This window comes from Neobacillus sp. NPDC093182 (assembly GCF_044754045.1).
Genome location: NZ_JBIVOI010000005.1, coordinates 61385 through 75629 on the forward strand (window position 1 = coordinate 61385; position 14245 = coordinate 75629).

Consider the following 14245-nt stretch of genomic DNA (forward strand, 5'->3'; position numbering starts at 1 on the left):
TTTGGATTTTATTTACCGCTCATGGTGGGATGATTGAGGATTTTCGGGGTGGCTGCGTTACTCCGATAATTACGGCTACCTTTTACCACTCAGTTCCTCAGAGACCAATTCAAACATCCTGTCATGGTGGTCGAGCTTTTCTTCTATATGCCTAAAATGACTCCTAAACTCTGTAGCGTTATTTTCAACCGTTTCCTGAAGAGACTCAATTTTCGACTCTACATTATCAAATCGAAGATCCATCCCATCAAATCGACTATCCATTGCATCAAATCGACAATCCATTGCATCAAATCGACAATCCATTGCATCAAATCGATTTTCCATTGCAGCAAATCGAAGATCCATTTTTTCAAACTGTTTATTTATTTGCTCCATCATTTTCATTAATTGATGTTCCATATGTTCACCTCCTCTATTCGACAACTATACCATTTTTTAAAATAAATAATCCTATTCTTAGAATCCCTCATGAAAATAATTTTAATGACAAATACTATTAATAATTTATTCCTTTAATGCGTTATCTGAATGCCATTTACAGCAAATTATTGCCATGCTATACTCACTTCGGATAAGTAAGAAAATTATAGCAAAATGGTAATATAGAGGGGAATCGCACTATGAATAAAAGAAGAAACAATCAGCCTGCACCAAAATTAGCAAGTGCCTTAGAATACATAAATGTCCTAATCGGTTCAGCGATAATCGCGCTCGCCTTTAATGTATTTCTCCTGCCAAATCAAATTGCGTCGGGAGGCGTTAGCGGCATTAGTACGATTTTATTAAGCGTATTTGGATGGGAGCCAGCTTATGTACAATGGGCCTTTAACATCCCATTATTCATTGCAGGAGTTATTTTATTAGGAAAACAATTTGGAGTAAAAACACTTGTCGGAACAATATTTTTACCTTTTGTTGTTTTTTTAACAAAGAATGTTGATCCTTGGACAAATGATGCCTTGCTGGGAGCACTATTTGGGGGGATTGTCGTAGGTCTCGGACTCGGAATTGTTTTCAGGGGGAACGGATCAACCGGTGGTACCGATTTAGCAGCTCAAATAATTACTAAGTACACAGGGCTTACTCTTGGCACGAGTGTCGTTCTGATTGACGGACTCATTGTACTCTCAGCAGCCCTTGTGTTTGATATTGAACGAGGATTATATGCATTGATTGCCTTATATGTAACAAGCAAAACAATAGACTTAGTTCAGGTTGGTTTTGGCAGATCAAAAACCGCTATGATTATTACAAACAAGCAAGAAGAAGTACGAGAGGGAATATTGAATAAAATTGATCGAGGTGTGACAAAACTATCGGCTTATGGGGGTTTTACAGATAATGAGCGACCGGTGCTAATGTGTGTAGTCGATCAGCGGGAGTTCACAAAATTGAAACAATTGGTTAAATCCCTTGACCCGTCTGCATTTGTCGTCGTTATGGATGCATCTGAAGTGTTGGGAGAAGGTTTCAAAAGGGTGTAACACTGCTATACTATTCCTTGTATGGTATTTTTTTCTGAAGGGGGAGTAGTAATGAAGAAAAAGCTGCTAAAAATGGTATTGGGTACAGCTCTAGTAATGGGTCTAGCTGCATGTGGCGGCGGAGATGATGAAGCTGGAGGAGACACAGCTACAGCAGGGGATGCTGAAAAAATTTATTCACAAAAATGCTCCAGCTGTCATGGCGGTGACTTGAAGGGTGGTATGGGTCCTGACCTAACAGCAGTAGGAGCAAGCAAATCAAAAGATGAAATCGCCGGCATCATTAAGGATGGTACTGATGGCGGAATGCCAGCAGGCCTTATCGAAGGCGATGATTTGGACAAGGTTGCTGACTGGCTGGCAGCGAAAAAGTAATTATGTAAACGTTCTGTAAATTTTTGCAGAACGTTTTTTATTTTGTGAGTCTATGTTACTTTATTAAGATATTATTAATTTTTGTCGAAAAATCTTAGGGTAAATATAACAATTTATGTAGGTTTTGAAAAGAAACTGTAATATTTTTACCGCTTTTTTTACTTGTATAGAGTGTTATAATGAAATTGTGCGAAATCCTGCAGTATTTTGTCTAGGATTTTGTTTTTGTGTAAGAAAATAAGAGGTTATTGTCGAATCTTATTGTTTCGAAACTAACTTATAAAGGTGATCTAAATGATAGAAATGCAAGATGTATTTAAAAAGTACCCAAATGGGGTTACCGCGATAAATGGAATAGATGTACGGATTAATCAAGGTGAATTTGTTTATGTGGTTGGTCCCAGTGGTGCAGGAAAATCTACGTTCATTAAAATGATGTATCGTGAGGAGATTCCGACCTCAGGAACGATTACAATGAATGGGGTTAACGTTGCAAAAATAAAGAACAAAAAGGTACCGATCTTCCGACGCAACCTTGGTGTGGTTTTTCAAGATTTTAAACTATTGCCAACGAAAACTGTTTATGAGAATGTAGCCTTCGCACTGGAGGTTATTGAAGCGCAGCCTAAGTTTATTAAGAAACGCGTAATGGAAGTCCTTGATCTCGTTAACCTTAAGCACAAAGCAAGAATGCTTCCGACTGAGTTATCGGGAGGGGAGCAGCAACGTGTTTCGATTGCACGTTCCATTGTTAACTCGCCTAAGATTGTCATAGCAGACGAGCCTACAGGTAACCTTGACCCAGAGACATCATGGGAAATCATGAATATTTTTGAAGAAATTAATAACAGGGGTACCACAATCGTCATGGCAACCCATAATCGGGAAATTGTCAACACAATTAAACATCGTGTAATTGCGATCGAGGCTGGAAAAATCGCACGTGATGAACAAAGAGGTGATTACGGTTATGAAAATTAGAACTCTTGGTCGTCATGCGCGTGAAAGCTTTAAGAGTATTGGCAGGAATGGCTGGATGACGTTCGCCTCGGTGAGTGCCGTAACGGTAACGCTCATTTTAGTCGGTGTCTTTTTCGTTATTATGATGAATCTCAATAAAGTGGCCCAAACCATTGAAGAGGACGTACAAATTCGTGTTCACATCGATTTGGCTGCTAATGCAGAGGACCAGCAAAAGTTAAAAAGTGAGATTGAAAGTATTTCAGAAGTACAAAGTGTTAAGTTTTCATCCAAGGAGCAGGAGCTTGAGGAGCTAATTAAGAGCATGGGTGAGGATGGACAAGCATTTAAACTTTTTGAACAAGATAATCCACTTAACGATGTATTTATCGTAAAAACGAAAAATCCGCAGGATACAATGAAGGCAGCGAACCAAATCGGTAAACTCGAGTATGTCACAAAGGCTGTTTATGGCAAAGGAACAGTTGAAAAACTATTTAACTTTATAAAAGCAAGCCGAAACGTCGGTATTGTATTAATCGCAGGATTATTTTTTACCGCAGTATTCCTAATTTCGAACACGATAAAAATTACCATTATTGCAAGACGTAGAGAAATTAAGATTATGAGACTAGTAGGAGCAACGAACAATTTTATTAGGTGGCCATTCTTCTTAGAGGGATTATGGCTTGGCATACTTGGTGCCATTCTGCCGATTATCTTAATTTCGATTGCTTACTATAACGCTTATGAATATCTTGCACCAAAGTTAATGGGGAACTTTATTCAAATTCTTCCATTTAATCCGTTTGTTTACCAGGTATCTGGAGTCCTTATTTTAATGGGCGGCTTGATTGGAATTTGGGGCAGTGTTATGTCGGTTCGAAAGTTCTTAAAGGTATAAATTGATTTTTTCAGGAAGGGCAGTGAAAAGATGTCCTTCCTGATAACTGTTATGGATTCACTCGTACATAAATATGAATGGGAAGGAGAAATTGGACTTTGAAAAAACCAATACTAACTTTAGCAGCTGCAGGAGCGATTCTGTGGAGCAGCTTTTTTGGAGGATTTGCTCAAGCAGCTTCCATTTCAAGTTTAAAGGATCAGCAAAATCAAATTGAAAAAGAAAAATCTGAATTATCATCTACTATAAATGATGCCGATCAACAGATTAATAGTTTAAATGAGCAGCAGTCACATGTGAAAGAAGAAATGACACGCCTTGATTTTGCAATTGATGATACGCATAAAAAAATTAGTGAGAAAACAGCTGAATTGGAGGAAACCAAGGCAGAAATTACTAGACTTCAAGAGGAAATAAAAGTTACAAAAGAGCGAATTGAAAAGCGAAATGAGCTCTTGAAGGATCGCGCCCGCAACTATCAAGAAACAGGCGGAATGGTTAGTTACCTTGATGTATTAATGGGTTCACATAACTTTAGTGACTTTATTGACCGTGCAAGTGCGGTGGCAACGATCATGCAGGCGGACCAGGATATTTTAAAACAGCATGAAGCGGATAAAAAGAGTTTAGAGGAAAATCAAGCTAAGCTAGAAGAAGAGCTTGCGAGCGTCCAAACTATTCTAGCTGATTTAGAAAAAATGAATCAGCAATTGAATGCGCAAAGGGCTGAAAAGGATAGATTATTAGCTTCTCTAGAACACCAAGAAGAAGAAATTCATGAGCACAAAATGGAACTTCAAGAAGAGGCACAATTACTTGCTGCCCAATCAGCAGCCCTCCAACAAGCAATTGCACTTGAACAGAAACGTCAGGAGGAAGCAGCAGCAGCCGCGGCCGCTGCTGCTGCTCAGGAAAACAATAACTCTGGGTCAGGTAACGGCGGAGGGGATAGTACCCCGCCACAACCAACTGCACCTGTCTCTAGTGGGGCATTCACATTGCCGGCGAATGGAACTTTTACATCAGGTTTTGCTCCTAGATGGGGCTCATTCCACTATGGTGTGGATATAGCTAATCGTGCTGCAAACGTACCAATTTGGGCAGCTGCTGATGGTGTTGTTATTCAATCCTACTATTCAAGCAGTTATGGGAATGTTGTTTTTATTGCCCATTCTATTAATGGACAAACTTATACTACCGTTTCTGCTCATATGGAAACGCGATTTGTCAGCTCTGGTGCAGTAGTTAAAAAGGGTCAGCAAATTGGAATTATGGGTAACACCGGTGATTCTCAAGGGAAACATTTACACTTTGAGCTTCATAGAGGGGAATGGAATGGAAGCAAAAGTAACGCTATCAATCCAGTCGGAATTGTACCAATGCCATAATAGGAAAAAGGAAGAAGCCACGCTTCTTCCTTTTCTTTTTGCTTAAAAACTGGACTCAATTTTTGAGGCATAACTCGTCCAACCCTTACATAATAGTTAATAAACGGGCAGGAAAGAGACACTTTTTTCAATAATGATAGTCAATAGATGCTGCACATGAGGGGGAACGGGATGAATAGAAAATGGATTGCCCTAATGATGGTTGGATCGCTTCTTACAGGGGCGGGGGGCACATATGCGGGAATGCAATGGTTTGATCGAACAGAGGAAAACACAGCCCTTGAACAAACATTAACGAAAACGGAAACAGTTGTAACAGGTCAAGCTGAAATTGAGGACCTTGCTAAGGTAAATCAGGCCTATGAGTTAATCTTGAGCCGTTATGTTGAAAAGGTAGATAGTGATACCCTGGTGGAGGGAGCCATTCAAGGAATGCTCACCGTCTTAGATGACCCCTATTCCGTTTATATGAATAAGGAAACAGCACAGCAATTTAGTCAAGCTTTAGAATCCTCCTTTGAAGGCATCGGAGCAGAAGTGGGGATGGTGGATGGAAAAATTGTGATTATCTCACCATTTAAAAATTCCCCAGCGGAAAAAGCAGGACTAAAGCCAAATGATGAGATATTGAAAGTAGACGGCAAAAGTGTTGAAGGTCTTGACCTCAATAAGGCGACGTTAAAAATACGCGGTAAAAAGGGGACAAAGGTAAAGTTGGAAATCGAACGGAAGGGTTTGAAGGAACCTCTTACCATTGAAGTCACTCGTGATGAAATTCCACTTGAGACCATTCATGCCTCTGTGAAAAAACAAGGTGGGAAAAAGATCGGTTACATTGAAATTACCTCGTTCTCACAAGAGACAGCTGCTGATTTTAAAGAGGAACTAATCGATTTAGAGAAGAAAGATATTGAAGGCTTAATCATAGATGTACGTGGAAATCCTGGTGGATTACTCGTAAGTGTTGAGGATATCTTAAAAGAATTTGTTACGAAAGAAAAGCCATTTATCCAAATTGAAGAACGAAATGGGAAAAAGGAACGGCACTTCTCTACTCTTACAGAGAAGAAAGAATATCCAGTAGCTGTCCTGATTAACAAAGGCAGCGCATCCGCATCAGAAATATTAGCAGGAGCATTAAAAGAAGCCTCCGGTTACCAATTGGTCGGAGAGACAACATTTGGTAAGGGAACGGTACAACAGGCGGTACCAATGGGAGATGGCAGCAATATTAAGTTGACACTCTATAAGTGGCTGACACCAGATGGTAACTGGATACACAAAAAAGGGGTTAAACCGGACGTAGAAGTCAAACAACCAGCCATCTTTGATACACATCCGATTCAAGTTGATGAACCGCTTAAAGAGGATATGAACAATGAACAGGTCAAAAATGCGCAGGAAATATTGGATGGTTTAGGGTTTACTCCAGGACGCACAGATGGTTATTTTAGTGCTGAAACAAGCACGGCGGTTAAGGCCTTCCAGCAGAACCACGACCTGCAGCCAACCGGGAAAATTGATGCAAAAACGGCTGCTAAGCTTGAAGAAGAGGCAATAAAAGAAATGAAAAAAGAGAAAAACGACATTCAGCTGCAAACAGCATTGAGATTAATCTCAAAATAACAAGTGAACAGAGACATATGTCTCTGTTTTTCTTTGCGACAAAAAACCTAAGAACTAGTTGAATATGTCGAGAATTTCCATGGAAATATTGTTGAATACCAAAGAATTAACAGATAACCCGGATAAACTAAAATAAATGAACATCACTTTCTCCTGATCATTCGACATTTTTTTATTTTTTCAAGAAACTAGCAATAGGTTTTATTCCTCTATTTTGGTAAAATAATCATTAGAGCTAGAATAGTAGAATTTATGATAGAGGCAGGTGGCAGAAATTGTTGCAATTATGGCTTTTTGAGCTGATAAAAGGGACAGGAAGACTCTTTCTTCATCCTGTTTTTTACTATCTCATTTTCCTTTCCGGAATTCTGGGAGTTTCAAGAGTAAAACGAGAGCGAAAAAATTTCCATAACAGGACGTTTGATGCTTATTTTGAACTTCGGCAGTTTTTTCCGTTAGGATTGATTTTGGGTCTTGTGCTATCCATTGTCACAGTTACCGCTGGTCTAAGCGTTCCATTTGCAGCCATCCTTCTAATCGCTATCTTTACGCTATTATGGAGTTTAACAACTAATATACGGTTAATGTCACCAGTCTACACAGTTGGTGCAGCATTTTTCGGAGTTATTTTAATCGCTGAAAATGACTGGAATGTCCCATTCTTCAAAGAGGCATTTCAAGGTATAGATGAAAAGGTCTATCCTTCTATGGTGATCCTGCTGGCACTCTTATTAATTTCTGAAGGAATTCTTATTAATAGAAATGCCAGTAAAGGATCCTCTCCCAAACTTGTAAAAAGCAAGCGAGGGCAGCGTGTCGGTGCCCATGAAGTGAAACGACTTTGGATGCTGCCTGTATTTCTGCTGATTCCTGGGGATGTTCTGACGCTGCCATTTTCGTTCTGGCCAGTCTTTCGTATTGGAGCGGAGTCTTACTCGCTGTTCCTTGTTCCGTTTGCTGTCGGCTTTAACCAGCAAATTCAAGGCATGCTGCCAAAACAGTCGATTCAGCTGCATGGACGTAAAGTAATAACATTGGGAATCGTAACATTGATACTGTCTGTTATTGGTTATTGGTATCCGCTTATCTCTATTGTCGTGGCAGCCTTGGCGATTATCGGTCGTGAACTCATATCCCTAATGCAGCGATTGAAGGATGATAATTTACCGTTTTACTTTTCAAAGAAAAACAACGGTTTAATGATTATTGGAATTATACCTGAATCACCTGCTGATAAAATGGGACTTCAGGTAGGAGAGTTAATTTCAAAAGTTAATAGTGTTGCCATACGTGATGAACAGGTTTTTTATGAAGCATTACAAAAAAATCGAGCTCACTGTAAGCTTGAAGTTTTAGATATAAATGGCGAGGTTCGATTCGTTCAGCGGGCATTGTATGAGGGTGATCATTACGAGTTGGGCATACTTTTTGTACAGGATCAGAAAAAATATGATGAAAAAATTGGATAAAGAAGAATGAAGTCAAAGGATGATTTCCTTTGGCTTTTTTTCTCGATAATAGGATTCTAAATCATCGTATTTCCGTATAATTGGGGTCTGGTGAGTTAAACCTAAAATGGGAAATTCATAACCAAGAAAGGTGGTTTAGCCATATGATTAGTTTCTTAGATTTTTACACTCCTATGAATATTAACTTTGAAGGAGTTTCTGCCGTTGTTTTTTATTTCACGATTTATTCATTGATGGGGTGGCTGCTAGAAAATAGCTACAGTTATATTACCAAACGTAAATTCTTTAAACCGAATTTTTTTCATGGACCCTTTAAGCCAATGTATGGTTTTGCCCCTGTAATCTTGGTTTATTTAATAGGTCCTGAAACAAATTGGGGTATTGTCCTTTTGCTATGTTTTTTCATACCTACCTTCATTGAGTATATAAGTGGGGCATTACTTCAAAAGTTTTTTCAACGTCAATGGTGGGATTATTCGAATATGCCCATGCAAATACACGGACATATTTGTCTGCCATTTTCTCTATGCTGGATTCTGCTATCGTTCGCCTGTTTAAAGTGGGTTCACCCTGCAGTAGTTTCTTTTTACGGAGCAGCAGAATTATTGTGGACATGGATTTGGCCTGCGATTATTTTATATTTCATTGCTGAACTGGCTTTATCTATTCGCAGACACTCTACCCAAGTTCTCGATGAAGCAGAATCGCCTAATCCAATTCAATAAAAATTCAAACTCCTTCTGCTTAATAAAGAAGGAGTTTTTCGTTTAGTTATTTTTTTTTAAAAAAATAATAATGTTTGACATTCAAATATCGGTTTGAATATCATATAATCAAATAAAGATTTGAATGTATGAGGTGAAGGAATGAAGGAACGGGATATTTGCGAGGAAACTTGCGTTGATGACCATAAAACCACAAGATTGCAGCCGCAGGTTGAAAAGAGCAATATTTTTGAGGTAACCAAGATATTTAAAGCTTTGTCCGACGAAACGCGAGTGAAAATAGCTTATGCGCTTACACTTCAAGATGAACTATGTGTTTGTGATGTGGCCAATATTGTCGGTGCGACAACGGCAACAGCTTCCCATCATTTGCGTCACTTAAAAAGCTTGGGTCTTGCAAAATATCGGAAAGAAGGAAAGTTAGTCTATTATTCTCTTGATGATGATCATGTGAAACAGCTCATTCACATTGCCTTTGAACATCAACAAGAGGTGGCAGGTCGAGAGTAAATGATTGAAAAACGTATCTCAAAAAAGAGATATGAAAAAACTACAGAGACCACTCTAGTTGGGAGAGATATTTATGGGACACCATCATCACCACCATGGACATTCTCATGGGCACTCACATGGCCATGGACACGGTCATTCACATACAAGTAATAAAAAAGCACTGTTAAGTTCATTTATTTTGATAGCGGCATTTATGGTGGTTGAAGTCATTGGGGGCTTTCTAACCAATAGCTTAGCTCTATTGTCTGATGCTGGGCATATGCTTAGTGACGCAGCTGCGCTTGGTCTTAGCTTTTTCGCAATCAAGCTTGGGGAAAAACAGGTATCACAGGAAAAAACGTATGGATACAAGCGCTTCGAAATCATTGCTGCGGCATTAAATGGGATTACACTAATCGTCATTTCCTTATATATATTTTACGAAGCATTTCAGCGTTTCTTTGCTCCCCCTGAGGTTCAAAGTACAGGAATGTTAATGATTTCGATTACAGGATTAGTGGTAAATATTATCGCTGCGTGGATATTAATGAGTGGTGATAAGGATGATAATCTCAATGTACGAAGTGCCTTTTTACACGTGCTAGGTGATATGCTTGGATCCGTCGGAGCCATTGTAGCCGCCTTGCTGATTATGTTTTTCGGCTGGACGATTGCCGATCCAATAGCCAGTGTGATTGTCGCTGTATTAATCATTATTAGTGGTTTCCGTGTTACAAGAGATTCATTTCATATCCTAATGGAGGGTGCACCGACACAAATTGATATCCAGCAGGTTAAAGAGGCACTTAGTAAAATACCATTGGTAAAGGAAGTCCATGATTTACACATTTGGACGATCACTTCCGGATATCCAGTATTGAGCTGCCATATTACTATTTTAGATGAAGCGATCCATGACGAAATTCTCGCTAGGTCACAAAAAATCCTTCATGATGAATTTCATATCGAGCATAGTACAATACAAGTCGAAAAGGCTGAAGTTGGCTGCCCAAGCCCGCATGGCACATGTAACTAACCAGAGGGTGTCCCTCTTTTGGGACACCCTCTGGTTTTTCTAAAGGACCTTTACGCTAATCGGATAGAGATAAGGTTCTCTAGGCTCATCGATTTTCTTCCAGTTGGTTATTTTAATTATTGGATACTCGGTTCCATTATAGTTCGTGATATCCACAACGCCTTTCGCTTCAATCCAGGTATTTACTTCTAGTGACGAGGCTTCTGGTAACTCAGATATAAATCCAATAATGCCAGCATCTGCTACACAATGTGTTATCAAAAATCTTGCTAGCACAAGCTGGTTTTGTTCAAGCCCATCTTCTTTATAAACAAATCCTTTTAAAGTGATTTCTCTACCTTTAAATTTATCGAGGTCCATATGCATTTCTTCATAATAGGTTGAAAAAACATGATCGTTCATCTCAATAGTTGGACTTTGTTCTAATTGCTGTATTAACTGTTCGTATTCTTCATTTGTATAAACGTTGTCTTCGATACGTGAAAGATCTACAAGATCCTCATTAATAACTGGATCTTCCTGTTGATTATTGGTAGGTCCAACCTTTTCCTCTTGTTTCTTCTCTGTCTTTTGATTTGATAATACGGCCAAACCGCCTTTTTTATCAACAATTGAGGCGTCGAGAACCTTTGCTGGAAGCAGAAAACCCGTGACCAACGGAAAAACAATAACAAGATAAGAGATTAATTTTTTTGTATTAAAAGGTGAATCTCCATGATCGTGACTACAGGTATGGTCGTGAGAATCATCATGACATTGGTGATGGTGGTTGTTTTCCTTAACTGTCCATATTCTTGTCGTTTGGATAATAAATAATATAATAAATAATACAGCTGCTGACTGGCTTAGTCCTTCATATTTAGGATTAATAAACTTCGTAATTTCTCCGGTAAAATGAAGCTTCAAAAGCATGACTGAAAAAGCTAGTAAAATAAACGCTCTGACAGCCTGCTGAAAATGGAATCTCACGACGTTTCCCCCTTAAATAAAGCTTTGCGTAAGCATGATCGTAATAAAGATAATCGAAATAATTAGAGCCAAAACACTGAAAACAAACTTCGTGCGGAATACGCTCAGCATCATAAAGGTGTTTTTTAAATCCATCATTGGACCAAAGATTAAAAACCCTAAAATGGCTGAAGTAGGGAAAATATTACTGAAGGACGCACCGATAAACGCGTCTGCTTCAGAACAAAGTGATAAAACATAAGCTAATCCCATCATGACAGCTAGGGACGATACTGTTCCGCTTCCAGCTTCCAAGAGGGCTTTTGCCGGTAGATAGGTTTGTACAAATGCAGCTAAAAAAGCTCCCATTACTAGGTACTTACCCATATCAAAAAACTCATCAATGGAATGGGTTAACATCGACCAAAACTTTGTTGAAAAAGATTCCTTTTTTGTTAATGTGTCTAAAGATCTTGTATGAATAGAAGACTTTAATTGATTTCCTTTAAAAATGATGCCGACAACCAATGCCACCATTAAAGCGACAAAAAATCCTAATCCCATCCTTAATCCTGCAATCTTAAAATCATTGCCAAAAGCCATATAAGTAGAGGCAATCACAATTGGATTAATTAGTGGACCTGTTAACATAAAGCCAATAGCTGCAGGTATGGGTACTCCTTTCCCAATAAGACGACGGACGATAGGAACAATACCACATTCACACGCTGGAAAGAGGGCACCAATTATACAGCTCATGATTATCGCTAAAACCTTATTTTTGGGAATCCAGCGTTTAATATGTTCTTCGGTCACAAAAATTTGGATTATACCCGCGATAAGGACTCCTATCAATACAAAAGGGAGCGCCTCTATTAAAATACTTAAAAATATCGTGTTTAAATTTAATAAAGACGGAGGTAAATCGAATGTAACCTTTAAATTAGTGCTAAAAGAAAGCAGTAATAGTGCTAAAACAATGATAATTATACCCGTGAATTCTATGATATTGCTGCGGACAATACGATACATAAATACCTCCTGTTTCTATTAAATTAATTTGTACATTTAATAGAGTATGAATGAGAAATTATAAAAATACCTATTGCTAGATATGTAATGGGAAACCAGGCCACAAAAAATGGAGGGAAAAGTCTAAAATTTAAAGCTTTTTTTAAATAAATCGTAATTGTTTCGTTTTACATTCTAAAACATGTCTATGAGTTTGTAAATGAAAATATGAATCTTTTAAATACCAGATTTGGTCAAATTAAAAACCCTTTGGAATTAACCTAAGGATTCATTTATATTGTTTAACGGCATATATAGCAAGTTGGACACGATTTTCAAGCTCTAGTTTTTCTAATAGATTTTTGATATGATTTTTTACCGTATTTTCAGAAATGAATAATTGATCAGCAATTTGTTTATTGGAAATACCTTCACTGATTAAGAGAAGGATTTCCTTTTCCCTCCTGGTGAGTGAATTGGTTTGGGAAGAATTCTGCAGATCCTTTTCCCTAAATTGGTAGAGAAGCTTCCCAGCCAATCCGCGGGTTGCATCACTTTTTCCTTCGACAACGGAGTGTAGATATTGGAGCCATTCGTCGGGGTCCATATTTTTTAGAAGATACCCTTGAGCGCCATATTGAATGGCAGTAAACAAATCGGCGACATTATCAGAAACACTTAAGATAATTACTTTAATAAAAGGGGATGTGTCCTTAATTATTTTTGTTGCTTCTAAGCCATTTAAAACAGGCATGTCAATATCCATTAAAATAATATCTGGATGAAGCTGCTGACTCATTTCCACTGCTTCTTTCCCATTATGTGCTTGTCCGACGATGTCGAAATAGGGATCATCCTCAAGCATTGCTAATATCGCTTTCCGAGCATGTGGATGATCATCAGCAATTACTATCCTAAATGGATTTATCATATTCTTTATTACCTCGCAAACTGATTTTTGTTCCTCGATTCAATTGTGTATCAATCTCTAAGCTACAGTTCAACTTTTCTGACCTTTCCTTTAGCATGGCAAGTCCATAATGATTTGAACTAATTTCGTTTATGTTAAAGCCTCGCCCGTTATCTTCTATATTCATCTCCCATTCATTATTACGGGTATGCAGCTTGAAGATAAGAGTATTAGCTTCCGAATGCTTTCTAATGTTTATCAAGGCCTCCTGAACGACTCCAAAAAGCTGCACTTCTTCTGCAGTAGTAAAATACCCATTCTGTAATTGAATATCAGATTCTATGTCAATTCCTGATACCGTAATCCAGTCGTCTAACCAATTTTGGAGTCTGTTTGAAAAATTAACATGTTCAGCTGGGTTCATCCGTAAGTTAAAAATTGCTTGCCGTAATTGGGTATCGATTGAATTAACGAGAGAAGCAGCTTCTTCACTTTTCCCCTTTTTTAAATAGACTTTTAGTAAAAATAGAGTTTGTGCAATGCTATCATGTAATTCTTTTGCTAACCGTTCCCTTTCTTCATATATTGCCCGCATTTCCCTTTCGTTTGTTATTCTTTGGTTTTTCAGTTCAATCGTTTTAAACATCCACGAAGCAAAGGCATAGGAGATGATCAAAGTTAAGATTGTGATTAAATAGTTCCCAGTTTCCATTGAGAGAAGATGATGAATCACACTATGACGAAAGAATTCAAAACCGCCAATTAGAAGAGTTGGTATTAAAACGGTGAAGAGCTTCATTAGTCGGTATGACAAAGTGTTAATCTCCTTTAATATATTGCTTTTATCATTCTACATGATATATCCATCACTGTGACAGTTCTATGAACATTTTAGTCTAATATAAAAAAAAATA

Annotated in this window: 15 protein-coding genes; 10 read left to right on the top strand and 5 right to left on the bottom strand. The window is 38.2% G+C overall.

The window, feature by feature from the left end; all coding sequences use genetic code 11:
* Positions 1-75: 75 nt before the first annotated feature.
* Positions 76-402, bottom strand: a complete 327-nt coding sequence (locus ACIQAA_RS10990; RefSeq protein ID WP_402618867.1) for a hypothetical protein — start codon at positions 400-402, stop codon at positions 76-78.
* A 221-nt stretch (positions 403-623) separates the two neighbouring features.
* Here ACIQAA_RS10990 and ACIQAA_RS10995 point away from each other — a divergent pair, with 221 nt between their 5' ends.
* The 10 genes from ACIQAA_RS10995 to ACIQAA_RS11040 all read left to right on the top strand — a co-directional run bounded on the left by ACIQAA_RS10995 (position 624) and on the right by ACIQAA_RS11040 (position 10462).
* A complete protein-coding gene (locus ACIQAA_RS10995) occupies positions 624-1487 on the top strand; it encodes a YitT family protein (RefSeq protein WP_402618869.1) in 864 nt (287 codons plus the stop codon).
* Positions 1488-1538: 51 nt separating this feature from the next.
* A complete protein-coding gene (gene cccB / locus ACIQAA_RS11000; RefSeq protein ID WP_402618872.1) occupies positions 1539-1862 on the top strand; it encodes a cytochrome c551 in 324 nt (107 codons plus the stop codon).
* Between the two features lie 294 nt (positions 1863-2156).
* Entirely contained in the window at positions 2157-2843 is a 687-nt protein-coding gene (gene ftsE / locus ACIQAA_RS11005) for a cell division ATP-binding protein FtsE (protein WP_402618874.1), read from the top strand.
* Complete coding sequence (gene ftsX / locus ACIQAA_RS11010; RefSeq protein WP_402618877.1) at positions 2833-3726, top strand: permease-like cell division protein FtsX; 894 nt, start codon at positions 2833-2835, stop codon at positions 3724-3726. Before ftsE ends, ftsX begins: the two co-directional genes overlap by 11 nt.
* Before the next feature lie 98 nt (positions 3727-3824).
* A complete protein-coding gene (locus ACIQAA_RS11015; RefSeq protein ID WP_402618880.1) occupies positions 3825-5114 on the top strand; it encodes a murein hydrolase activator EnvC family protein in 1290 nt (429 codons plus the stop codon).
* 171 nt (positions 5115-5285) lie between these two features.
* Entirely contained in the window at positions 5286-6740 is a 1455-nt protein-coding gene (locus ACIQAA_RS11020; protein WP_402618883.1) for a S41 family peptidase, read from the top strand.
* A gap of 275 nt (positions 6741-7015) precedes the next feature.
* The gene (locus ACIQAA_RS11025) at positions 7016-8209 is read left to right on the top strand and encodes a PDZ domain-containing protein (RefSeq protein ID WP_402618886.1); all 1194 of its coding nucleotides are present in this window, start codon (positions 7016-7018) and stop codon (positions 8207-8209) included.
* Between the two features lie 143 nt (positions 8210-8352).
* Positions 8353-8934 (top strand): putative ABC transporter permease, encoded by a 582-nt coding sequence (locus ACIQAA_RS11030; RefSeq protein ID WP_402618889.1) that lies wholly within the window; start codon positions 8353-8355, stop codon positions 8932-8934.
* A gap of 141 nt (positions 8935-9075) precedes the next feature.
* Positions 9076-9444 carry an ArsR/SmtB family transcription factor gene (locus ACIQAA_RS11035; protein ID WP_402618892.1) on the top strand — a complete coding sequence of 123 codons (369 nt, stop codon included), beginning with the start codon at positions 9076-9078 and terminating at the stop codon, positions 9442-9444.
* Between the two features lie 73 nt (positions 9445-9517).
* Complete coding sequence (locus ACIQAA_RS11040) at positions 9518-10462, top strand: cation diffusion facilitator family transporter (RefSeq protein ID WP_402618895.1); 945 nt, start codon at positions 9518-9520, stop codon at positions 10460-10462.
* A 39-nt stretch (positions 10463-10501) separates the two neighbouring features.
* Here the strand turns inward: ACIQAA_RS11040 and ACIQAA_RS11045 are convergent, their stop codons facing one another.
* The 4 genes from ACIQAA_RS11045 to ACIQAA_RS11060 form a co-directional block, all read right to left on the bottom strand.
* Complete coding sequence (locus ACIQAA_RS11045; RefSeq protein WP_402618898.1) at positions 10502-11431, bottom strand: TIGR03943 family putative permease subunit; 930 nt, start codon at positions 11429-11431, stop codon at positions 10502-10504.
* A 12-nt stretch (positions 11432-11443) separates the two neighbouring features.
* Positions 11444-12442, bottom strand: a complete 999-nt coding sequence (locus tag ACIQAA_RS11050; RefSeq protein ID WP_402618901.1) for a permease — start codon at positions 12440-12442, stop codon at positions 11444-11446.
* A gap of 268 nt (positions 12443-12710) precedes the next feature.
* Positions 12711-13349: a response regulator gene (locus ACIQAA_RS11055; RefSeq protein WP_402619533.1), complete on the bottom strand. Its 639-nt coding sequence runs from the start codon at positions 13347-13349 to the stop codon at positions 12711-12713.
* Complete coding sequence (locus ACIQAA_RS11060; RefSeq protein ID WP_402618904.1) at positions 13336-14145, bottom strand: sensor histidine kinase; 810 nt, start codon at positions 14143-14145, stop codon at positions 13336-13338. The genes ACIQAA_RS11055 and ACIQAA_RS11060 overlap by 14 nt, the downstream gene beginning before the upstream one ends.
* Positions 14146-14245: the final 100 nt, after the last annotated feature.

What these genes read in the sequence shown, in the direction of transcription:
- ACIQAA_RS10990 (WP_402618867.1), bottom strand. Translation starts at nt 402, where the DNA reads ATGGAACATCAATTAATGAAAATGATGGAGCAAATAAATAAACAGTTT.
- ACIQAA_RS10995 (WP_402618869.1), top strand. Translation starts at nt 624, where the DNA reads ATGAATAAAAGAAGAAACAATCAGCCTGCACCAAAATTAGCAAGTGCC.
- cccB (WP_402618872.1), top strand. Translation starts at nt 1,539, where the DNA reads ATGAAGAAAAAGCTGCTAAAAATGGTATTGGGTACAGCTCTAGTAATG.
- ftsE (WP_402618874.1), top strand. Translation starts at nt 2,157, where the DNA reads ATGATAGAAATGCAAGATGTATTTAAAAAGTACCCAAATGGGGTTACC.
- ftsX (WP_402618877.1), top strand. Translation starts at nt 2,833, where the DNA reads ATGAAAATTAGAACTCTTGGTCGTCATGCGCGTGAAAGCTTTAAGAGT.
- ACIQAA_RS11020 (WP_402618883.1), top strand. Translation starts at nt 5,286, where the DNA reads ATGAATAGAAAATGGATTGCCCTAATGATGGTTGGATCGCTTCTTACA.
- ACIQAA_RS11030 (WP_402618889.1), top strand. Translation starts at nt 8,353, where the DNA reads ATGATTAGTTTCTTAGATTTTTACACTCCTATGAATATTAACTTTGAA.
- ACIQAA_RS11035 (WP_402618892.1), top strand. Translation starts at nt 9,076, where the DNA reads ATGAAGGAACGGGATATTTGCGAGGAAACTTGCGTTGATGACCATAAA.
- ACIQAA_RS11040 (WP_402618895.1), top strand. Translation starts at nt 9,518, where the DNA reads ATGGGACACCATCATCACCACCATGGACATTCTCATGGGCACTCACAT.
- ACIQAA_RS11050 (WP_402618901.1), bottom strand. Translation starts at nt 12,442, where the DNA reads ATGTATCGTATTGTCCGCAGCAATATCATAGAATTCACGGGTATAATT.